Below are 23,273 nucleotides of genomic sequence, written 5' to 3'. Positions count from 1 at the left end.
CAGGCAGTGTCAAAGTAGAGCATGCTTCATTGGCTTAACTACGCGATGTTTCATTAAACCCTGTCTTCGCGCATCTCCGAGATGTATTCGGTGGAGTCTGCGCTCAGCGCAGGCTTTGAATCCAAGCCTCGCGGTTGGGCAGCGGGTTCCCCTGGCGTTTGGCTTGGAGCGGAATCAGAGTCGCAAACGGCTGCCCGTGTTCTGTGATGACGATTTCTTCATCCAGCAGTGTTTGCCGAAGCCAGGCCGCCACTTCAACTTGCATTTCATTGATGGTGATCTCTTTCATGGCCGGATGATGTCATAAAGACCTGATAGGCTCAACATCTGTGTTTCGTCGTGCGCTTGCCCCAAGCCAGCCTCACCGCGTATCGTGCCGCCTGCCGTTGATCTCTCTTGCTCGCAATCCAACGGAGGCAAAGATGAAAGGATTCAACCAATGGCTGAGCGCCTTGCTCGCGCTCGGTTTATTCACAACGACTATGCAAGCACAAGAAGCACCACCCAAACCGCCCGTCGCCAAACGGGTGCCGAAAACAACGCAGATTCACGGCCACACGACCGTGGACGATTACTTCTGGTTACGTGAAAAGGAGAACCCGGAAGTCATCGAGTATCTGAAGCAAGAAACCGCCTACACCGATGCGATGACGCAATCGAGCAAGGGCTTCCGCGATGCGCTGTATAAAGAAATGCTCGCGCGCATCAAAGAGACGGACGTGGAGGTGCCTTACAAAAAAGGTAACTTCGTCTATTACACGCGCACGATCAAAGGGCAGCAGTATCCGATTTATTGCCGCAAGCCCGGCTCGGTGCGCGGCAAAGAAGAGATCACGCTTGACGAAAACAAGCTGGCGAAAGGCAAAGACTTTTTCAGCGTTGGCGCTTACGAAATCAGCGAGGACGGCAACCTGTTGGCGTATACGACCGACGAAACCGGCTTCCGCCAATACACGCTGCACGTCAAAGACCTGCGCACAGGCCGCGTCACGCGCAACCTTGCCGAACGTGTCGTGAGCGTGGAATGGGCCAATGACAACAAGACGCTCTTTTACACGCAGGAAGACGCCACGACAAAACGTTCGCACAAGTTTTTCCGGCAAGCGTACAAGAGCAAAGACGCCGCGTTGCTTTACGAAGAGAAAGACGAGTTGTACCGCATCTATGTCGGCAAAACGCGCAGCGCCGGTTATATCGTATTGTCCATCGCCAGTTCGACCACCAGCGAAATCCGCTATCTTTCCGCCGACCATCCGCAAGAGGAATTGAAGCTGATGCTGGCCCGCAGCGGCGAGCACGAGTATTACCTCGATCACATCGGCGAGCAGTTTTACATCCGCACCAACGACCAGGGCAAAAACTTTCGCCTCGTCAGCGTGCCGGTCAGCGACCCCGCCAAAGAGAACTGGAAAGAAATCATCCCGCACCGCGCCGATGTGATGTTGGAAGACGTGGATTGCTTTGCCACGCATTTCGTCGCTGTGGAACGCCAGCAAGGCATTCCACAATTGCGTATCACCGATCTGAAATCGGGCAAGTTCCATTACATCAAATTCCCCGAACCGGTTTATCAGGCGTATCCGGCGCAAAACGCTGAATTCAAGGCGACCAAATATCGCCTCGGCTATGAGTCATTGATCACACCACGCTCGCTCTACGACTATGACGTCAACACCAAAGAGCGCAAACTGCTCAAACAACAGCCGGTGCTGGGCGGCTACAACGCGGCGGAATACAAATCCGAACGCCTCTGGGCGACGGCCAGCGACGGAACCAAAGTGCCGATTTCGATTGTTTACAAAAAAGGCATGCGCCGGACGGGCAAAGCACCGCTCTTGCTGGAAGGCTACGGTTCGTATGGCATCTCAAACGACGTGGACTTTTCGTCGAACCGGCTGAGCCTGCTCAAGCGCGGTGTAATTTACGCGCAAGCGCACATTCGCGGCGGCGGCGAGATGGGCAAGCAATGGCACGACGACGGCAAGCTGATGAAGAAGCTCAACACCTTCACCGACTTCATCGCTTGCGCCGAACATCTGGTGAATGAGAAATACACCGCCTCCGACCGGCTGGCGATCACCGGCGGCAGCGCGGGCGGTTTGTTGATGGGTGCGGTCACGAACATGCGGCCCGACTTGTTCAAGGTCGTGCTGTCTTATGTGCCCTTTGTGGACGTGATGAACACGATGCTCGACGCTTCCTTACCGCTGACGGTGGGCGAGTATTTGGAATGGGGCAATCCGAACGAGAAGGCGGCCTACGATTACATGCGCGGTTATTCGCCGTATGAAAACCTGGCGGCCAAGAATTACCCCACGATGCTGGTGCGCACTTCGCTGAATGACAGCCAGGTGATGTATTGGGAGCCGGCGAAGTATGTGGCGCGCTTGCGCACGTTGAAGACAGACAACAATCTGCTGTTGTTCAAGATCAAGCTGGAGCCGGGCGGGCACGGCGGCGCGTCGGGGCGTTACGACCGGCTGAAGGATACGGCGTTTGATTATGCGTTTTTGTTGGGCCAGTTCGGGATCGTGAAGTAGACCGACAGCTTCCGCCAGAGTAGCGCAACCCGCCGGGGTTGCGCCGTTTCATCATTGCCATCACGGTGTTCAACATCAACCGTGGTGCGGACGATGAAACGGCGCAACCCCGGCGGGTTGCGCTACTCTGGCTGAGGCGATGGCCGGCGTTTGAGGCATAGCGCGCCGTTGTGATAGGGTGACGCCGCAAAGCACCAAAGAAATTCAAGCACGCATGAATCGCCGCAATCTCATACAGCACTTACAAGCGCATCAATCCTTTGACGCCCGCGAACACGCCATGTGCGACGCACTGATCCAGTTTGTGCAGACCTACGAAAATTGTGCCGCCCGCGCCTTGCAGGTCGGCCATCTGACCGGTTCGGCTTGGGTCGTTGATTACGACCTGACGCACACCTTGCTGACGCATCACCGCAAGTTGAATCTCTGGGTGCAACTCGGCGGGCACGTGGATAACGATCCCGACATGCTGGCCGCCGCCTGGCGCGAGGCGCGCGAAGAATCCGGCTTACAGGATTTGCAATTGCTCGTGTCTTACATCTTTGACGTAGACATCCACGCCATCCCGGCTCGTCCGCACGAGCCGGAACATTTTCACTACGACATCCGCTACGCCTTTCAGGCCGACCGCCACGCGCCGCTGACCGTCAGCCGCGAATCGCGCGAATTGGCTTGGGTGGCGTTGGATGAGATCGAAACACTGACGACCGAAGAATCGGTTTTGCGCATGGTGCGCAAGACCATGCAGTACCGCGCGCGTCAGCAAGCGGGATCGTCATCCCTTATTCAATGATTAACACTGACGGTTCCGCTTGCTCACGCGCGCGGTACTGTACCAACCACCTAACCCGAAGTAACCTTACATGACTTTTGAAACCTGGTTCCAAGACTTACACGCCGCAATTTCTCTCGCCTCCGCCGATGCCGTGCTCAAGCTGACCACAGAGGGCGGCACCGTTCCCTTCATCGCCCGTTACCGCAAAGAGCAAACGGGCAATCTCGACGAAGTCGCCATTCAACGGGTGATTGACGCCAAAGAGCGTTGGGACGAGATCATCAAACGCCAGACCTTCATCGTCGAAGAGATCGAGCGGCAGGGCAAACTGACTGACGAATTGAAGAACAAGATTCTCGCCACCTTCAACCTCGATTCGCTCGAAGACCTCTATCTGCCCTACAAACAGAAACGCAAAACCAAAGCGACGGTTGCGAAAGAAGCCGGGCTGGAACCGCTGGCCGATTGGGTTTGGAATGTGGGCCACGGCGCCGCCATTGCCGAGCCGGGGCAATTGCTCGATGTGTACGCGCTCGCCTTTTACAACGAAGAAGCCAAGATCACGGATGCCGCCGCGGCCATTCAGGGTGCGCAGGACATCCTGATCGAACGCTTATCCGAAACGCAGGAACTGCGCGAATTCACGCGCAAGTATGTCTTCGAGAAAGCGCATGCCCGCACGGGCAAGAGCGACAAGGCGAAACAGCACAGCAAGTACGAAAAGTATTTCGATTACTGCGAGCCGATTCAGCCGTTGCTCAAACCCGAAAACTCGCACCGCTATCTGGCGATGCGGCGCGGCTGGATGGAGGAGGAATTGACGCTCAACCTGGGCGCGGGACTCATCCCCAGCACGACACAGGAAGGCGCGCAGGAGATTGATCCGAATTATGAAGCCGGTTTGCTGGCACGCTACGAAAGCGCAGCCGTGTCGAATGAGGCGGCAGAGCAGGCCATCAAAGACTTGTTACTCAAAGCGGCGCGCATGGCGATGAAGGCTTACGTCGTGCCCAGCATCGAGACCGAAGTGCATCGCGCCTTGAAAGAAGTCGCCGACGAAGCCGCGATCAAGGTCTTCGCCGAAAACGTGCGCAAGCTGCTGCTGGCTGCGCCCTTCGGTTCCAAAGCCGTGCTCGGCGTTGACCCCGGCATTCGCACCGGCTGCAAGTTGGCGTTGGTGGATGACGCGGGCAAATACATCACCTCGACCGTGATGCATCTGCAAGGCGAGGGCGACAAGAGCAAAGCCAAAAAGCTGCTGGAAGAGACGGTCAAGAACGGCCACGTGCGCGCCATCGCGGTCGGCAACGGCACCGCCGGACGCGAGACGGAACTGTTCGTGCGCGAGGCATTGAAAGAAGCGGGACATGGCAACATTCCCGTCGTGATGGTCAACGAATCGGGCGCGAGCATTTACAGCGCCAGCGAAACCGCGCGCGAAGAGTTTCCCGATTTAGATTTGACCGTGCGCGGCGCGATTTCGATTGCGCGTCGCTTGCAAGACCCGCTGGCCGAGCTGGTCAAAACCGATCCGAAAAGCATCGGCGTCGGCCAGTACCAGCACGACGTGTCGCAACCGGCGTTGAAAAAAGGCCTCGATTTCGTGGTGGATTCCTGCGTCAACTCGGTGGGCGTCAACCTGAATACGGCTTCGTATCACCTGCTCGAACATGTTGCCGGCATTGGCCCTTCGCTGGCGAAAAAGATCGTCGAACAGCGCAGCGCCATTGGCCTGTTCACCTCGCGCCAGCAACTGCTCGACATCCCGCGTTTCAGCAAGAAGACCTTTGAACAGGCCGCTGGCTTTCTGCGCATCGCTAGTGCTGAACATCCGCTCGACAACACCGGCGTCCACCCCGAACGTTACCCGCAACTGGAAGCGTTGGCCGCGCGGCTGGGCAAGACGGTCGCCGATTTGACCGGCCCCGGCGTCGCGCTGGTCAAACAGGACGAGGCGCTCAAAGCCGAAGTCGGCGAATTCACCTTTGCCGACATCGTCGCCGAACTCTCGAAACCGGGCCGCGACCCGCGCGAAGAGTTCCAGGCCTTCACCTTCCGCGAAGACATACACGCGGTCAGCGATCTGCAACCCGGCATGGTTTGCCCCGGCATCGTGACCAATGTGACGAACTTCGGCGCGTTCGTGGACATCGGCGTGCATCAGGATGGCCTCGTCCATATCTCGCAACTGTCGGATCGTTTTGTCAAAGACCCGCGCGATGTCGTCAACCCTGGCGACCGCGTCAGTGTGCGTGTGCTGGAAATCAATCTGGATAAAAACCAGATTGCGTTGACGATGAAAAGCAACGCCGAGGTCGTGCGCTCCCAACCGCGTGAACAGGCGGCCGCCGTTGGTGGCGAGCGTCGTCCGCGTGGCGACAATCGCGGCAATGACCGCCGCCCGCCGCAAGACAATCGTCGCAATGACCCGCGCGACAACCGGCAACGTGACGAACGCAAGCCGAAAGCGTTTAACAATCCCTTTGCCGATCAATTGGCGAACTGGAAAAAGTCGTAGGAATTACGTTTGTAGTTCCGCCTTCAGGCGGTCAGCTTGATTGGCAAATGCGCCGCCTGTAGGCGGAACTACAAGCGGCAACCCCGCGTTGACAACGCCCTCCCGCTAGCTTGTCTCGAAATGAAAGCGCGCGCCCACCTGCTCACCTTAATTTCTCTCCTCGGCGGCGCGGCCCTCTTCGTTTTTATCCTGCAACGATTCGATGCGCACGAACTCTGGCAGCGCGTGCGCGCGCTGGATGGGCGTTTCGCGTGGATACTGATCGTTTCCGGCTTGCGTCCGGTGCTGCGCGCGCTGGCCTGGTTGCGCTGTTTGCACGAAGACGAGCGCGGCGTGGGTTTGTTTTGTGTCTGGCGCGCGCGCGTCATCGGCGACGCCATCGGCAACCTGACGACGGCGGGGCCGCTCTTGGCCGAGCCGGCGCGGCTGGTGATTTTCAGCGCGCATTTGCCGCTGGCGACGGTGGTAGCTTCCCAAACGCTGGAACTCTTCAGTTACGTTTTGAGCGCCTGTGTGGTGATGCTGGCCGGGGCGCTGGTGTTACTCACGGTTACCGGATGGCACACGCCGCTGGGTTTGGTCAGCGCGGGGCTGGCGTTGGGATTGGGCACATTTTTGCTGGTGGCGGCGCTGGTGTGGTGGCGGCGCTGGTCACTGATCGAGCTTTTGCGTAAAGTAGGCGCGCACATAAGCAGTCTTCATCAGGTTTTCCATTCCATCATTCAGCGGCTCGAAGCGCCCTTGCAGAAATTGCAACGGTTGGAAGAGCACCATTTCAAGTTTTATCGCCAGCGGCCCCGCGATTTCGCCTGGGTCTGCGTGTACGAAGCGGGCTTCCATTTATTTGGCGTACTCGAAATCTGGCTGACGCTGCATTTGCTGGGCGTGCATACGAGTTGGCTGGCCGTCTTTCTCTTTGAAGCGATTGGCCGCTTCATCAATTTCGCGTTTGCGTTTGTGCCGGTGCGCCTGGGTGTTGACGAAGCGAGCGCCGGATTGCTGGCCGAGGTGCTGGGCCTGGGTTCGCTGACCGGCGTGGCGCTGGCGGTTTATCGGAAGTTGCGCGTGTTGTTTTGGACGGCGGTTGGTTTGCTATTGCTGTTGTCGTTCTATGTGCAACGTAAACGGGGCGAGTTGAAATCGTGAGTAAGGCGAGTGCGTAATGAGGCAGTGCCGGCCACCTGGGTACGCACCGCTTCCAGCGTGCAGTCTTGGCAAGCTGCTTTGACCGGCCAACAGCTCTGACTTGACTCCTGCACGCTGGAAGCGGTGCGTACCCAGGTGGCCTGCGCAAGTTTTACGAAGGCGTTAAGGTTGATGAACAAGACAAGAACTGCCTGGCTTGAGGGCGTACTCACTGCCGCGAGCATCGCTGTCATCGCTGCGCTCTGCACCGCCTTCAACGGCGGCATCAGCATCGGCGCGTCCAATCACTCAGGGCTGTTGCCCGTTGTGCGGCGCCTGCTTGATCCGAATTATCTGCCGGGCGATTTCAACATTTCATTGCGGCTCTATCATCATCGCGTGTTTGCGTGGCTGCTGGCCGGGGCGTCGTCGTTGCTGGGCGAAACGCGCGGCCTCATCGCGTTACATGTGTTAGGCGCGCTGTTGCTGGCGGGGGCGCTTTGGTATTTGTGCCGCACGGTTGGTTTGGGGCGGCTGGCGTATCTGGCCGTTGGTCTGTTCATCGCCACGGGTTTCCTTTGGGCCGGGCGCGGGTTGGAAGAGAACGATTTCATCGGCAACGCCGAACTGCAACCGCCCCTGTTTGCGCACGCCTTTGTGTTGCTGTCTACGGCCATGCTGATTCAGCGGCGTTACGCGCTGACGGCGATGTGCGCCGGCTTGGCGGTGCTCTTTCACTTACAGATCGGCGTCATCTGGACGCTGATGATCGCGCCGTTTTTCGTGCTGCAATTGCGCACGTTCGGTTGGCGAGAGGTGCTGAAGCTGGCGGCGTGTTATCTGGCTGCCGCCGCGCCGGCCTTTGGGCATCTGCTGGGCATGTTGCGGCGCGGTTTGTTGCAGCCAGTCGTCAGCGAGTATTCGCTGGCCTATTACATTGATTTCCGCCACCCGCACCATTTCGCGTTGATGTCGGCGGCGCACGGGTTGTGGGTCGGCGGGCATTTCGTTGTGTTGGGGCTGGTCTGGTGGTGGTTACGGCGCGGTGAACGGACGGAGGCGCGCGCAGTTGGCGTGTTGTTTGGGTTAAGTGCCGCATTCGCCGTGCTGGCGCTGATGCATTTCAGCGATTACTACCTGCTCAAAAACGACAAGTTCGCCAACCTGCAATGCATTCGGTTGAGTCCGTTACTGACGGTATTTGGCACGCTGGCGGTTGTGTTGCTATTCAATCTTGTGTTGGCTGCGGCTTCTCAACGCCAGGGGCAACGCCAAGGCCAGCGCTGGTTGGTGCCTGCGCTGAATGTCGGATTGATATTGGCCGCTTCGATTTGGGGTTATCGTGTCGCGCGGCAGCCGGACGCGGAATTCCGCTGGGGTGTGACGGTGTATTCCGACCTCAGCGACAAAGGCGGCAATCAGCGGGAATGGCAATGGATCGAGATGTGCAATTGGATCAAAGCCCACGGCGCGCGCGACACCGTTTACCTGACCTCGCCCGCCAATGAAGGGTTCACCGTGCTGACGGATCGTTCAAACGTCGTCGAGTTCAAAACCAATCCCGACGGAGCGTTGCAAATGAATGAGTGGTTTGCGCGGTTGAAAGATTTAACCGGCGGCAAATTGCCCACGGCGCGCGGGTTGGAAAATCGCCGCCCGTTGAACAAGGCTTACGGCGAATTGAGCGCCGAGCAATTTGCAATGTTGGCGCAAAAGTATCGCGCCGGATTCGCCGTCGTGCCCAAGCAGGCGAAGCTGCCGTTCGAGATCGTTTATGAAAATGCCGGGCTGAAGCTGGTGAAGCTACCCGCCGCACCGTAAAGGAGAGGACTGATGATTCGTCGCATGCAGATCGTTGTGATGTTGTGGCTGGCGCTGAGCGCGGCTGTGTTCGCCCAGGAACGCCAAACGGCCCTTGATCGTTACATCGCGCAAAAAGACGCCGTCTACGGCTGGAAGCTGGTCAACACGATCAAAGCGCCGGGGCTGACGGGCTATGTGTTGGAACTGACTTCGCAAACCTGGCGCAGCGCGAAAGACGTTGATCGTCCGGTGTGGAAGCATTGGCTGACGGTGGTCAAGCCGGACAAGTTGGCGAGCGGCGCGGCAGGCCGGAGCGCGTTGCTTTACATCGGCGGCGGCAGCAACAAAGACGCCGCGCCGACCAAACTCTCCGAACGTGCGACGATGATCGCCAGTGACACGAACACCGTTGTGGCTGAATTAGGGATGGTGCCGAATCAACCGTTGTATTTCACTGATTCGCCGGACAAGGGACGTTCGGAAGACGATCTGATCGCTTACACGCGGGTCAAACATTTCACGACCAAAGATGATTTCTGGCTGGTGCGGTTGGCGATGGTCAAAAGCGGCGTGCGCGCGCTGGATGCCGTGCAAGAGTTTCTGGCGAGTGAGGCGGGCGGCAAACTCAAAATTGATCAGTTCGTCATCACCGGCGGATCGAAACGTGGTTGGACGACCTGGCTGGTGGGCACGGTGGACAAACGTGTGATGGCGATTGCGCCGATGGTGATTGACGCGCTCAACAGCGAAGCGATCACGCGCCATCATTTTGAGGTTTATGGGTTCTTCTCTTCGGCGCTCAACGATTATGTCAATCACGGTCTGTTCCCGCACAAGATCGGCACGCCCGAATACCAAGCGGTGCTGGGCATCGAAGACCCATTCAATTATCGCCAACGCGCCAGCCTGAAGATGCCGAAGTTCATGATTAACGCATCCGGCGATCAATTTTTTCTGCCCGACAATTCGCAGTTTTATTACGGCGAATTGCCGGAAGAAAAGCATATTCGTTATGTGCCGAACGCCAAGCACGATCTGGCCGGTTCGGATGCGCTGCAAAGCCTGGCGGCGTTTTATCAGGCCGTCATCACAAACAAACCACGCCCGCAATTCACCTGGCGCAAGGCGGCGGATGGCACGCTGACCGTCACGCCGAAAGACAAGCCGCGCGAAGTGAATCTGTGGCAAGCGACGAATTCTAAGGCGCGTGACTTTCGTCTGGACGTGCTTGGCAAGGCGTATACGAGCACGCCCTTGCAGGCCGAAACGAACGGTGCGTATGTAGGCCGCGTCGCGAAACCGGCCAGCGGTTACACGGCGTTCTTTGTCGAGTTGGTGTATGACAGCGGCGGCAAGTATCCGTTCAAGTTCACCACCGAGGTCAGCGTCGTGCCGGATGTATTGCCGCACAAGTGGGCAGAGGCCGCAACAAAATACGCAAGCACGAAGAAGTAACAACCAAGTAAAAAGAGATTACGGAACAGACGGAAATAACGGAACAGACGGAACGAATAACATCAGGGCTTTTGCCAAGTCGCCAGCGCGAGCGTTCGAACGGGTTGACTGACTCCTGACTCCTGATTCCTGGCAAATTGAAAGTCAGCCGGTATTCTCAGTTTGCCAGGAATCAGGAATCAGGAATCAGGAATCAGTCAAAGGTCTTTGGAGGATGTTTTGAGGACTTGGCAAAAGCCCTGCGAATAACATCCGAAACAGCTTCCGTCTGTTCCGTAATCTCTCCTGCTTCATCCATCGGAGAATCTATGCAACGAATGATTTCAATCTTTTGCCTGCTGGCTCTGGCGGCTTTACCCGCATTCGCCCAACAACCTGACAAAATTGCCGAGAAGGCGAAAAAGATTCATTTTTCCTCCATCGTGATTGACACACACATTGACACCACGCCGCGCTTGCAACGCGAGGGCTGGAAGTTCACCGACGAACATACCGACAACGCACTCGATCTGCCGCGCATGAAAAAGGGCGGGCTAAACGCGCTGTTCTTTTCGATCTTCATGTCCGGCACCGTGACCGGGCCCCTCGCCGTTAATAACTCGCTCGAACGCATCGCCGCCGTGCATAAGCTGGCGGCGGATATGCCCGATCAGGTGATGCTGTGTACGACGGCTGCCGACATCCGCAAGGCGCACAAGCAAGGCAAGGTCGCCGCGTTGATGGGGATGGAAGGCGGGCACATGATCAACAACAGCCTGCCACTGTTGCGCATGTACGCCGAACTGGGCGTGCGCTATTTGACGCTGACGCATTCGGTCAATACCGACTGGGCCGATTCGTCGGGTGATGCGCCGAAGCACAACGGCCTGACCGATTTTGGCAAAGACGTCGTGCGTGAACTGAACAAGCTGGGCGTGCTGGTGGACATTTCGCACGTGGCGGACAAGACGTTTTTCGACGCATTGGCCGTGAGTCAGGCGCCGATGATTGCGTCGCATTCTTCGTGTCGCGCCGTCGCCGGGCATCCGCGCAATATGACCGACGAGATGATCAAGGCGCTGGCGGCCAAAGGCGGCGTGATTCAGATCAATTACCTGGACAGCTTTATTGACGAAGGGCTGTATCAATACGGGCTGAAAACGGCTGACGCCCAGCGCGCGATCATGCAGCAACTCGGCGGTCAGAACCCGGAAAACCGCGCCAAAGCCCGCGAAGAGGTTGCCAAGCAATTCGGCCCCGCGCCCAAAGTTTCGTGGGAAAAGATCGTCGAACACATTGACCACGCGGTGAAGCTGGTCGGCGCGGATCACGTTGGGTTGGGTTCGGATTTCGACGGCGGTTCGATGCCCGAAGGCATGAAGGATTGCACGCAGTTGCCCAAGATCACCGAGGCGCTCTTGCGCAAGGGCTATGCGGAAAAAGACATCCGCAACATTTTGGGCGAGAACACTGTGCGCTTGCTGGGCGAAGTTGAAAAAGTAGCGGCGCGGTTGCAGCGACGCTAAATGGACGGGAGCGCCGACCCCCCCGTCCGCCTCTGCTTAAGTCGTGCAACGTCCTTTCCCCACATTCAAGGAAGTTGCGCGGCTTAACTCTCTAAAGCGGACGGGGGCGGCGGCGCTCCCGCTGGCGACCGTTTTTGCTGCGCGCTGGTTTATTGCCCAGGTTGCGACAGATTGAGGGCCGTGGTGGGTTTTACCCGTTCATTGTCGTTCGTGTAATCCAGCCAGCCAATCATCATTTCGTCATAGGTCGGTTCGCCGTAGCGCACCGCCTTGGTCGGATCAGGGTTGTATTTGTTTTTCGTCGAATTGTCGAAATACGCCGTCACCATAATCCGCGTGCCTTTCGGAATCGCTTTGGCCTGTTTGAAGTAATAGGCCGTCTGCCAAGAGAAATCGTATTGCGGCACGTTGAGCAGGATTTCGGCCTTGCCGTCCGGATAGAAGGCTTTGTATTCGACCGCTTTGCCGCGCAGGTGCAGGTGCGGCATGAAGTTGATGATGTGCATGTCCTCTTTCGTGGTGAAGCAGGCTGTTACGCGGTGATTCTCTGCGCCAGGTGGAATCAGAAAAGCGTTGTTCGAGATGCCGAAGGTATGCACCAGCTTTTCGGGTTCGCGTTTGGCCAGAATCAAGCCGATGCTCGAACGGTCTTGCTGCACCGAACCGGCAGCTTTGTTGTAATGCATCTGAAAGAGAATCTTCGAACCGGCGGGAATCCTCTTGACGGTGCCGGGTTCCCAGACGGCCTGATTCATGCCCGGCGCATAGCCCGCCAACAGTTGACCACTTTCCATGTCCTGGCCACGATCCCCGCGCCCCAACTTGCCGCTCGTCGGCGATGCGCAGCCATCATTGTCAACCGGCGCATCGGCCTTGGTGCGAATGAGGAAACCTTCGCGATAGGTCGGCGAATTCTTTTCCATTTGGGCGCGTAGCTTTTCGATCTCTTCTTTGCTCAGTTTGCTCAGATCGGGGCGCTGACGGCCACTGGCATTGGGCGTCTGGATAAAGGCGATGATGTGATGGACGATCTTGCGATTGTCGGGCCGCGCCTCGGCACTTTGCACGTAGATGTCTTCTTTGAAACCTGGGTCAACGGTGAAGTATTGATATTCATCCGGCCCGGTCGCTTCCAGGGTGAAGGTTTCGGGCATGGGGATGACGATGTCGGGCTTGCCAATCGTCCAGCCTTCCGTAAATTTCGGCACGGGCGGCATGTCTTTGGCATTGCCTTCGGGCGCACCATTGGCAACCCAAGCGAGAATCGTATCCATCTCGGCCTGCGTCAGGCGGCGATCATTGGCCCATTCGCCAAAATGCGGATCGGCGTGCCAGGGCGGCATAGTTTTGAGCGCGATTTTTTCCTTGATGGATTTGGCCCAGGGGCGCACGTCCTTGTAACTCAAAACCGAAAAAGGCGCGCCTTCGCCGGGGCGATGACACTCGGCGCAATTCTTGAAAAAGATCGGCGCGACGTCTTTGGAAAAGGTGGCGTTTTTGACTGGCGCGTTACTCGCGCTGCTGCTGTCTTGCAGCAGGAAAGCCACTGCACAAGCCAATGTAAGAGAAAGCAGGAAAGTGATGCTGCGTTTCATGATGCTCGCTGCCTCCAAGTGATTGAGTTGAATGGGAAAAAATGCCGGGAGACGGGGAATACTTCGCAAGTTACGCGAATGCTTCCCCACCAATCGGTGGAATTCCGCGCTCCCGCGGTGACTTTTTATCGCTACTGACCGGTCGGCAAGTGCCGTGCCGCGCGGCTTGGGTTGGGACGGTACCGCGCGCGTGAGCGAGCGGCGCATCAAGCGTGAGCCAGTCGCTGAGTCGTCTGGCCGCCGCTTGCTCACGCGCGGTCAGGGCTTTTGCAAAGTCGCCAGCGCGAGCGCTCGAACGGTTTGACTGACTCCTGATGCCCGGTTCCTGATTCCTGACAAACTGAGCATACCGGCTGATTTTCAATTTGCCAGGCATCAGGAGTCAGCCAAAGGTCTTTGGCGGATGTTTTGAGGACTTTGCAAAAGCCTGCGCGCGCGGTACCGTTTGGTGCGCGCGGATTGAAAACTCACGCCTGTTCGCACACAATCACGCCACCGAAATTCAACGTTGTACCGACATCATTCCGACATCCCTTGGAGGTCATCAGATGAAACCCATCCGCACTCTATTGGCATTGCTCTGTCTTGCCTTTTTGCTCGTCACCGCGCCCGCGCCCAGCCGTGCGCAGCAGTTTGCCGCCAATCTGTATCAGGGATTGCGTTGGCGCTGTATCGGCCCGTTTCGCGCCGGTCGCACCGTCGGCGCGGTGGGCATTCCGTCGCAACCCAACACCTTTTTCATGGGCGTCAACAACGGGGGCGTCTGGAAAACGACCGATGCCGGGCGGACGTGGCAGCCGCTGTTTGATGACCAGCCGACCGGTTCCATTGGCGACGTAGCCGTGTGCGAGTCGCAACCAAATGTGCTTTATGCGGGCAGTGGCGAAGGCTTGCCGCTACGGCCAGACTTGTCCGTCGGCGATGGCGTCTACAAATCCACCGATGGCGGCAAGACGTGGAAAAACGTGGGGCTGCGCGATGGGCAGCAGATTGGCCGCTTGATCGTTGACCCCAAAGACCCGAATCGCGTCTTCGTGGCCGTGTGCGGCCATCCCTTTGGCCCGAACAAAGAGCGCGGCGTCTATCGTTCGCTCGACGGCGGGGCGACCTGGCAGCAAGTGCTTTTCAAAGATGAGAACACCGGCGCAATTCAAATCGAGTTCGATCCGACCAACACCAACACGCTCTACGCCGACCTTTACGAAGTGCGTCACGGCCCCTGGGAAAACGGTCAGTGGCAAGGGCCGGGCAGCGGGCTGTACAAATCCACCGATGGCGGCGCGACGTGGAAGCCGTTGACCAAAGGCTTGCCGACGTTCGAGCAGGGCTTAGGCCGCATCGGCTTCGGCATTGCCAACAGCAATTCGAATATCCTTTACGCGACGGTGGACGCGAATCAGCAAAACGGCGGCATCTATCGCAGCGATGACGCGGGCGAATCGTGGCGCAAGCTCGGCAACGACCAACGCACCTGGGGGCGCGGCAGCGATTTTGCTGAGATTCGCGTGCATCCCAAAAATCCTGAAGTTGTGTTTGTCGCTAACACGGCGACGTACAAATCCACCGATGGCGGCAAGAGTTGGACGGGCTTCAAGGGCGCGCCGGGCGGCGATGATTACCACCGCATTTGGATCAATCCCGAACAGCCTGATGTGATGATCTTGGCCGCAGACCAAGGTGCGACGATCACGGTCAACGGCGGCGCGACCTGGAGCAGTTGGTACAACCAGCCGACGGCGCAGATGTATCACGTCATCACCGACAATCGCTGGCCCTATTGGGTCTACAGCGGGCAGCAGGAAAGCGGTTCCATCGGCGTGGCGAGCCGGGGCGATTACGGCGCGATCACCTGGCGCGATTGGCGCACCGTAGGTGTGGAAGAATACGGCTATGTCGCGCCTGATCCGCTGAATCCGGAGATCATCTACGGCGGCAAAATCACGCGCTACGATTGGAACACTGGCCAGGTGCAAAACATTTCGCCCCAGGCCGGTGGACGCGGCGGCGGCGGCCAGTATCGTTTCCTGCGCACCGCGCCCGTCATCTTTTCGCCCATGGACAACAAGACGCTGTATTACGCGGGCAACGTGCTCTTCAAAACGCTCAATGGCGGCCAAAGCTGGGAAGTCATCAGCCCCGACCTGTCGCGCGAGAAATACGACGTGCCCGAAGTCATCGGCAAATACCGCACGCCCGAAATGGCCTCTGGCCCAGGAGGTATGCCGCGGCGCGGCGTGATTTACACCATCGCGCCCTCGCACAAAACGCTCAACACGATTTGGGTGGGCACCGATGACGGCTTGATTCATCTGACGCGCGACGGCGGAAAGAATTGGGCGAACATCACCCCGCCCGAATTGAAGTCGTGGATGAAGGTCTCGCTGATGGATGCCTCGCATTTCGACGATGACACCGTCTATGCCGCGATTAACACGCTGCGAATTGATGATCTGCGTCCGCACATTTACCGCACACACGACGGCGGCAAAACGTGGAAACACATCACCAACGGCATCCCTGACGGCACCACCGTCAACGTCGTGCGTGAAGACCCGCAACGCAAAGGCTTGTTGTATGCAGGCACAGAGCAGACGGTTTATTTTTCGGTGGATGACGGCGAACATTGGCAATCCTTGCGGCTGAACCTGCCCGCGAGTTCGATCCGCGATCTGGTCATCAAGGATGATGATGTGGTCGTCGGCACGCACGGGCGCTCGTTCTGGATTTTGGATGACGTCACGCCGCTGCGGCAGCTCAACGATCAAGTCGCGCAGGCTGACGCTTTCCTTTACAAACCGCAAACGGCGATTCGCGTGCGCCGCAGCCAGAACACCGACACGCCCATCCCGCCCGAAGAACCGATGGGCCAGAATCCGCCCGACGGCGCGATCATCAATTACTGGCTGAAGGCCGACGCGAAAGAGGTCGCGCTGGAAATTCTGGATCGTTCCGGCCAACTCGTCCGCCGTTATGCCAGCGCCGACCAGCCCGACGTCGTTGACCCAAAGACGCAAGCTTACCCCGAATACTGGTTCCGTCCGCCGCGCATTTTGCTCAACCAAGCGGGCATGCAACGCTGGGTGTGGAATCTGCGTTATACGCCGCCCACAGGCCAGCCGCGCGCTTACCCGATGACCGCGATTTACCGCGACACACCGCCCACACCCGAAGGGCCGCTGGCGCAACCGGGCGATTACACGGTGCGGCTGACGGTGGATGGCAAATCGTTCACGCAACCGCTCACACTGAAACTCGATCCGCGCGTAACCGCTACGCCCGCCGCGCTGGCGCAACAAAGCGAATTGACGATGCAATGTTATCAAGGCATCAACCGTGTGCGCGCCACGCAAGCCGAGATCGGCAAGCTCAAAGCCCAACTGCCAGCGTTGAAAACACGCGCGGGACAAGGCGCAATGGCCGACGCGCTCACCGCGTTTGAACAAAAGTTGACCGGCCTCGAAGGCGCTGCTGGTAGCTTTCGTGGCGGCGGTGGCGGTGGCGGCGGTGCGGGCATCGCGCGTTTGGCGGGCGAGTTCCTGAACATCATGAATCTGGTTGGTGAAGTTGACGCGCAACCCACCACACAGGCCAAAGCTGCCGCGCAGGCCTTGCAAAAATCGCTGGATGACCAATTGGCGCGCTGGCAAACGCTCAAAGGCGACGAACTCAACAAGCTCAACGAGCAATTGCGACAAGCGGGGTTGCCGCTGCTTGTTCGGTGACAACCCTGGGTACGCACCGCTTCCAGCGTGCGGGGTTGATTGGCAAACCTACTGGGAAACCAGTGCGTCTCCTGCCAAGCACGCACGCTGGAAGCGCTGCGTACCCAGAGAGGAAATCATGCGCTATCAAGACAAAGTCACCATCATCACCGGCGCGGCCCAGGGCATCGGCGCAGGCTGCGCGCGGGTCTTCGCCCAAGCCGGCGCGCACGTCATCGTCGCCGACCGCAAGGAAGCCGAAGGGCAGGCCATCGCCGCCGAGATCAATGGCCTTTTCGTCAAAACCGATGTCACCCAAAGCGGCGACATTCAACGTCTGATTGATATTGCCGTTGAGAAGTACGGGCGGCTGGATTGCCTCATCAACAACGCGGGCTGGCATCCGCCTTATCACACGATTGATGAGTTCTCGCTGGATGATCTGCGCTCTGTGTTGGAAGTAAATGTCGTCAGCGTTTTTGCGGCCAGCAAATTCGCGCTGCCGCATTTGCGCAAAACCAAAGGTTGCATCATCAATATTGCCAGCTTGGTCGGCACAATGGCGCAACCGCACGCGACGACTTACGTGGCGAGCAAAGGCGCGGTCGTCGCCTTCACCAAAGCCCTGGCGATTGACGAAGCCTGCCACGGTGTGCGCGTCAATTCGGTTTCGCCCGGCAACATCTGGACGCCGCTCTGGAAGGAAGGCGCAGACGCTTCGCCCGACCCAGCGCAAACCATCGCCGAAGGCGAAGCCGTGCAATGGTTGGGCCGTATGGGCACGCCGGAAGAAGCTGGACGGCTGTGTCTGTTTCTCGCCGCCGAAGCAACCTTCACAACGGGCGTAGATCATTTGCTGACGGGCGGCGCGGAGATTGGCTACGGACGGAAACCTTTTTAAGCAGACCTCAGACTTCAGACTTCAGACCTCAGACCTCAGACCTTTGTTGTCAGCCTGTTTTAGTTGCGGCATTCGGTTGTGAAGTCTGAAGTCTGAAGTCTGAAGTCTGAAGTCTGAATATGTGGCAACGACATCGTACCTTGTGGGCCTCGATTGCGGCGGGCTGGCTGTTGATCGCGCTGGCCTTCACGCTTAACTATTATTTCTTTTCCAGCCATTACGTCGAAATCTTTGCGCACCCGCCCGCATTGGTGCAGATGCTGATATGGGAAGTGCCGTATTGGATTTTGTGGGCCGCTCTCGCGCCATTGGTGTTGTGGCTGACACGGCGCTTTCCCTTGGAGCGGCAAAACTGGCAACGCCACGCGCTGGCGCATTTGCTGGCGTGTTTCGCGCTGACAGTGGCGCATCGGTTTATTTATCTGCCGCTTTGTTGGTTCCTTTATGTAGATGCTTACGCGCGTCGGCAAACGTTGCTGGCGCTCTACGATTCCGATTTGCTGTTCAACCTGCCCGTCGGATTTATGTGCTATGGCACGTTCCTACTGGTCAGCAGCGTGACGGATTATTATGAGCGCTATCAGGCGGGCGAATTGCGCGCTTCGCAGTTGGAAGCGCAACTCGCGCAGGCGCAGTTGCAAGCGCTGAAGATGCAATTGCAGCCGCACTTCCTGTTCAACACGTTGAACTCAATCTCGGCGCTGCAATTGACCGATGTCGAAGCCGCCAACCGGATGACCGCGCGGCTAGGCGACTTTCTGCGGCTGACGCTCGACAACGCGGGCCAGCACGAAGTGACCTTGCGGCAGGAAATGGAATTCCTGCGCGGCTACTTGGAAATCGAGAGCATTCGCTTTCAAGACCGCTTGCAAGTGACGCTGGACATCGAACCCGAAGCACTGGACGCGCACGTACCCAACTTGATCCTGCAACCCATCGTCGAAAATTCGATCAAATACGCCATCGTGCTGCGCGCGGCGGCGGGGCATATTCAGATTCGCGCCGCCCGCCGCAATGGCAGCTTGCGTTTGCAAGTGCAAGACGATGGCCCTGGCTTGCAATTACCGCAGCGCGGCAACATCGCCTCACGCGGCGTCGGGCTGACCAATACCGAGGGCCGGTTGAAACAACTTTACGGCAGCGCGCACAAGTTCGAATTGCTGAACGTGCCGGAAGGCGGGTTGTTGGTGACACTGGAACTTCCGCTAAAGCATGACCACTGAAGTAAAACACATCCGCGCCATCATCGTTGATGACGAACCGCTGGGCCGCACCGTCATCCGCGAGATGCTGCGCGGCGATGCCGAGATCCAAATCATCGGCGAATGCGCCAACGGCCACGAAGCGGTCGAACTCATCAGCCGCGCCAAGCCCGAACTGCTTTTCCTCGATGTGCAGATGCCAGAGGTGGATGGCTTCGAGGTGTTGAGTGCGCTCGATGAATTGCCGCTGGTAATTTTCGTGACGGCTTACGATCAATACGCCGTGCGCGCCTTTGATGTACACGCGGTGGATTACTTGCTCAAACCGTTCGACCGTGAGCGCTTTGGCAAAGCCGTCCAGCGCGCCAAAGCGCAGTTGCAACTCGCGCACAATCACGCCGTCAACGAACGCATCCTCGCCTTGTTGGAAGAGCAAAAAGCCAAGACCCGCTATCTGGAACGGCTGGTCGTCAAAGCCAATGGCCGCGTCTTCTTCCTGAAAACCAGCGATGTGGATTGGATCGAAGCCGCAGGCAATTACGTCTGTTTGCACGCCCGCCAGGAAACCTATCTGTTGCGCGAAACGCTCAGTTCATTGGAAACGCAACTCGACCCGCAAAAATTCCCGCGCATTCACCGTTCGCAAATCGTCAACGTCGAACGCATCCGCGAATTGCAGCCCTGGTCGCACGGCGAATACCACGTCATCCTGCACGACGGCACGCAACTCACACTCAGCCGCAGCTACCGCGAAGGTTTGCACGCATTGCTGGGCAAAACACTGTAGCCGCAAAAAGGCACTAAAGACGCAAACCCAGTCTCGGCCTCGGTCACGCTGTAGTACGCTTTCAACCCTGCTCACTGCCGGTTCATCACAAAACGCTTCTGACCATTCCCGCCTCCGCCTAAGCTCGCGCGCACGTTTACCACCATCAAGGAGCAAGTCGCATGGGCAATCTCTTCATCACCAAACCGCTGGATAAACTGCTGGCCGAGGCACAGGCCGAAGGACAGCACGGCTTGAAACGTGTGCTGGGGCCGCTGAACCTGATGGCGCTGGGCATTGGCGCAGTCATCGGCGCGGGCATTTTTGTCATCACCGGTTCGGCGGCGGCGCAATTTGCCGGGCCGGCCATTGCGCTTTCATTCGTGCTGGCGGGCTTGGGCTGTGCGTTCGCCGGGCTGTGTTACGCCGAACTGGCGGCGATGATTCCAATTTCCGGTTCGGCCTATACGTATGGCTATGCGTCGCTGGGTGAATTGGTCGCGTGGATCATCGGCTGGGACTTGGTGTTGGAATATGCCTTCAGCGCGGCGACAGTGGCGTCAGGGTTGAGCGCGAACATCGTCCTCCTGTTGCAGAATTTGGGCCTGCACTTGCCGCCGCAATTGATCGAGACGCCGGGGCGCGAGTTGTTTTTGTTCAATGGCCGCTGGGAATTGCTGACGACCTTGCAACCGGCGTTGCAGGCGGCGGGTATTAGCGCCGACACGTTGCCGCACGCGACGGCGCTGTTCAACCTGCCCGCGTTTTTGAGCGTGCTGGCGGTGACGGTGATTCTGATTATCGGCGTGCGCGAATCGGCCAACTTCAACGTCGTGGTGGTCTTTATCAAAGTCGGCACCGTGCTGGGCTTCATAGTGGTCGCGGTGTCTTTTCTCTGGCACCACCCGCAAATCGCCGCCGCCAACTGGACGCCATTTATTCCGCCGAATAAAGGCAGCTTCGGTCAATTCGGTTGGTCGGGCATTGCGCGCGGCGCGGGCAGCATCTTTTTCGCCTACATCGGCTTTGACGCGGTCTCGACCGCCGCGCAAGAAGCCAAGAATCCGCAACGCGACATGCCAATCGGCTTGCTGGGTTCACTCGCCATCTGCACCGTGCTTTATCTGGTCGTAGCTTTTGCACTGACGGGCGTGATGCATTACTCGCGCTTGAACGTCGCCGCGCCGGTGGCGTTGGCGATAGAGGCGACGGGCGTGCGTTGGGGCAGTTGGTTGGTTGTCTGCGGCTCGATTGCAGGTTTAAGCACGGTGATGCTGACGACGCTAATGGGCCAGTCGCGCATCTTTTACACGATGTCGCGCGACGGGCTGTTGCCGCCCTGGGCCAGCGCGATTCATCCGCGCTTCCAAACGCCGTGGATTTCCTCCATCGTCGTCGGGCTGTTCATCGCCGTTTTTGCAGCAGTGCTGCCGATCAATTTGCTGGGCGAGTTGGTCAGCATCGGGACGCTGTTCGCGTTCATCATCGTCTGCATCGGCGTCTGGGTGTTGCGGCGGCGGCGGCCCGACATCGAACGCCCGTTCAAAACGCCCTGGGTGCCAGCGGTGCCGATCCTGGGCATTCTGATTTCGTTTCTCTTGATGTTGAGTTTGCCGGGCGGCACGTGGATGCGGCTGATTGTCTGGCTGGTGATTGGCTTCGTGATTTACTTCGGCTACAGCCGCCATCACAGTCGCGTGCAAATGCAGCAGCGGTAAGAAATTTTCCCACGAAGACACACGAAGGGGCGCGAAGGAAATTTTGGTTTTCTTTGTGCCCCTTCGTGTATCTTCGCGGGAAAATTATTCTTGCTGTAAAAAATTCGGTGAACCTGACTGCGGCTTTGCCGCCCGATGTGCGGAAGGTCTGTGACCTTCCGGGCGTGTGGCGCTTTTCCTGGGGCTACGCCCCGACTGTTTGGGGCAGAGCCCCAATAGAGTTGTAGCCGTTGGCCGGAAGGTCAGAGACCTTCCGCACATCAAGCGGCAGAGCCGCAAAGCCAGCCCCGGAAAATTTACGGCAAGAAATTTTTTGGCGTGGGTAAGCGATTAGGCGCGCACCGGCCTTTTGCATTATCCTTAACCCGCATTCTTCATTCCATCACTAGCTAAAACAGGAGTAATCGTTATGGCAGAAGCAGTCATCATTGACGCCGTGCGCACGGCGATAGGCCGCAACAAAGGCGCACTGCGTGACACGCGCCCCGATCAATTGCTGGCGCACGCCTTGGAAGGCCTGGTCAAACGCACCGGCGTAGACAAGGCCAAGATCGAAGACGTCATCATCGGTTGCGTCGGCCAGGTCGGCGAGCAAGGCATGAACATCGCGCGCCGCACCGCCTTGCTGGCCGGATTCCCGATTGAGGTGCCCGGCGTCACGCTCAATCGTTTTTGCAGTTCAGCGCAGCAATCCATTCATTTCGCCGCGCAAGCGATTGTCGCGGGTGATGCCGATTACATCATCGCGGGCGGCGTCGAGAGCCTGACGCGCGTGCCGATGGGCAGCGATGGCGCGGGCGTCTGGCCCAAGATTTACGAGGCGATGAAGGAGCATCACGACCTCGCGCATCAAGGCATCAGCGCCGAAATGATTGCCGACAAATGGAGCCTCACGCGCGCCGACGTGGACGGCTTTTCCACCGAAAGTCATCGCCGCGCCTTCGCCGCAATCAAAGAGCAACGGCATAAAGAAATCCTGCCGACGCCGGGCGTAGACGCCGAGGGCAAGAACATTTCGCTGACCTGGGATGAGGGCGTGCGCGAAAAGATTGATCCGGCCAAGATGGGTTCGTTGCCGACGGTCTTTCGCCCGGCTGGCGATGGCGTCGTCACGGCAGGCAATTCCAGCCAGATTTCGGATGGCGCGGCGGCGGTGCTCGTGGCGAATCGGGAACGCGCTGAAGCGGATGGCTTCAAGCCGCGCGCAAAGTTCCGCGCTCGCGTCGCCGTCGGCAGCGATCCGACTTTCCAGCTCACCGGCGTGATTCCGGCAACGCAACTGGCGCTCAAAAAAGCCGGACTGACGATCAATGACATTGACTGGTTCGAGATCAACGAAGCCTTCGCCACCGTCGTGCTGTGCTGGGAGCGCGAACTCAAACCCGATATGGCTAAGGTCAACCCCTGGGGCGGCGCGATTGCGCACGGCCATCCGGTCGGCGCGACCGGCTCGATCTTGCTGGCGAAGCTATTGACAGGCCTCGACGCCGTTGACGGCCAATTCGGCCTGCAAGTGATGTGCGCTGGGCATGGCATGGCGACTTGCACCATTGTTGAGAGAATGAAGTAGCCGGTAATCGGTAGTCGGTAGTCGGTTAATTACAACCGCCCGTTGACTACTGACTACTGACTACTGACTACTGACTACTGACTACTGACTACCAATATG

Annotated in this window: 15 protein-coding genes; 13 read left to right on the top strand and 2 right to left on the bottom strand. The window is 58.2% G+C overall.

The window, feature by feature from the left end:
• Positions 1 to 103: 103 nt before the first annotated feature.
• Positions 104 to 289: a hypothetical protein gene (locus HY011_04805; protein MBI3422235.1), complete on the bottom strand. Its 186-nt coding sequence runs from the start codon at positions 287 to 289 to the stop codon at positions 104 to 106.
• A gap of 193 nt (positions 290 to 482) precedes the next feature.
• On the opposite strand from HY011_04805, the gene HY011_04800 reads away from it, so the two are divergent.
• The 7 genes from HY011_04800 to HY011_04770 all read left to right on the top strand — a co-directional run bounded on the left by HY011_04800 (position 483) and on the right by HY011_04770 (position 11,721).
• Entirely contained in the window at positions 483 to 2,540 is a 2,058-nt protein-coding gene (locus tag HY011_04800; GenBank protein ID MBI3422234.1) for a S9 family peptidase, read from the top strand.
• 214 nt (positions 2,541 to 2,754) lie between these two features.
• Positions 2,755 to 3,333, top strand: a complete 579-nt coding sequence (locus HY011_04795; GenBank protein ID MBI3422233.1) for an NUDIX hydrolase — start codon at positions 2,755 to 2,757, stop codon at positions 3,331 to 3,333.
• Positions 3,334 to 3,403: 70 nt separating this feature from the next.
• Entirely contained in the window at positions 3,404 to 5,833 is a 2,430-nt protein-coding gene (locus tag HY011_04790; protein MBI3422232.1) for an RNA-binding transcriptional accessory protein, read from the top strand.
• A gap of 120 nt (positions 5,834 to 5,953) precedes the next feature.
• The gene (locus HY011_04785) at positions 5,954 to 6,979 is read left to right on the top strand and encodes a flippase-like domain-containing protein (protein ID MBI3422231.1); all 1,026 of its coding nucleotides are present in this window, start codon (positions 5,954 to 5,956) and stop codon (positions 6,977 to 6,979) included.
• Between the two features lie 171 nt (positions 6,980 to 7,150).
• Positions 7,151 to 8,779, top strand: coding sequence for a hypothetical protein (locus tag HY011_04780; protein MBI3422230.1), 1,629 nt, complete (start codon positions 7,151 to 7,153; stop codon positions 8,777 to 8,779).
• A 12-nt stretch (positions 8,780 to 8,791) separates the two neighbouring features.
• Positions 8,792 to 10,216: a PhoPQ-activated pathogenicity-related family protein gene (locus HY011_04775; protein ID MBI3422229.1), complete on the top strand. Its 1,425-nt coding sequence runs from the start codon at positions 8,792 to 8,794 to the stop codon at positions 10,214 to 10,216.
• Positions 10,217 to 10,524: 308 nt separating this feature from the next.
• On the top strand, positions 10,525 to 11,721 hold the full coding sequence (locus HY011_04770) for a membrane dipeptidase (protein ID MBI3422228.1): 1,197 nt from the start codon (positions 10,525 to 10,527) through the stop codon (positions 11,719 to 11,721).
• Between the two features lie 149 nt (positions 11,722 to 11,870).
• Here HY011_04770 and HY011_04765 read toward each other — a convergent pair whose 3' ends face one another.
• Positions 11,871 to 13,316 carry a cytochrome c gene (locus tag HY011_04765; protein ID MBI3422227.1) on the bottom strand — a complete coding sequence of 482 codons (1,446 nt, stop codon included), beginning with the start codon at positions 13,314 to 13,316 and terminating at the stop codon, positions 11,871 to 11,873.
• 548 nt (positions 13,317 to 13,864) lie between these two features.
• Here HY011_04765 and HY011_04760 point away from each other — a divergent pair.
• From HY011_04760 to HY011_04735, 6 genes are all read left to right on the top strand, one after another.
• Complete coding sequence (locus HY011_04760) at positions 13,865 to 17,038, top strand: glycoside hydrolase (GenBank protein ID MBI3422226.1); 3,174 nt, start codon at positions 13,865 to 13,867, stop codon at positions 17,036 to 17,038.
• 118 nt (positions 17,039 to 17,156) lie between these two features.
• The gene (locus HY011_04755; protein MBI3422225.1) at positions 17,157 to 17,918 is read left to right on the top strand and encodes an SDR family oxidoreductase; all 762 of its coding nucleotides are present in this window, start codon (positions 17,157 to 17,159) and stop codon (positions 17,916 to 17,918) included.
• A 119-nt stretch (positions 17,919 to 18,037) separates the two neighbouring features.
• Positions 18,038 to 19,141 carry a histidine kinase gene (locus HY011_04750; GenBank protein ID MBI3422224.1) on the top strand — a complete coding sequence of 368 codons (1,104 nt, stop codon included), beginning with the start codon at positions 18,038 to 18,040 and terminating at the stop codon, positions 19,139 to 19,141.
• Positions 19,131 to 19,907: a response regulator transcription factor gene (locus HY011_04745; GenBank protein ID MBI3422223.1), complete on the top strand. Its 777-nt coding sequence runs from the start codon at positions 19,131 to 19,133 to the stop codon at positions 19,905 to 19,907. Before HY011_04750 ends, HY011_04745 begins: the two co-directional genes overlap by 11 nt.
• A 161-nt stretch (positions 19,908 to 20,068) precedes the next feature.
• Positions 20,069 to 21,604: an amino acid permease gene (locus HY011_04740; protein ID MBI3422222.1), complete on the top strand. Its 1,536-nt coding sequence runs from the start codon at positions 20,069 to 20,071 to the stop codon at positions 21,602 to 21,604.
• A 409-nt stretch (positions 21,605 to 22,013) separates the two neighbouring features.
• Positions 22,014 to 23,174: a thiolase family protein gene (locus HY011_04735; protein MBI3422221.1), complete on the top strand. Its 1,161-nt coding sequence runs from the start codon at positions 22,014 to 22,016 to the stop codon at positions 23,172 to 23,174.
• The last annotated feature ends 99 nt before the right edge of the window (positions 23,175 to 23,273 follow it).

It is taken from the genome of Acidobacteriota bacterium (assembly GCA_016196035.1).
In the GTDB taxonomy this organism is placed as follows: Bacteria; Acidobacteriota; Blastocatellia; order RBC074; family RBC074; genus JACPYM01.
This window is presented reverse-complemented; position numbering and strand designations above follow the sequence as displayed.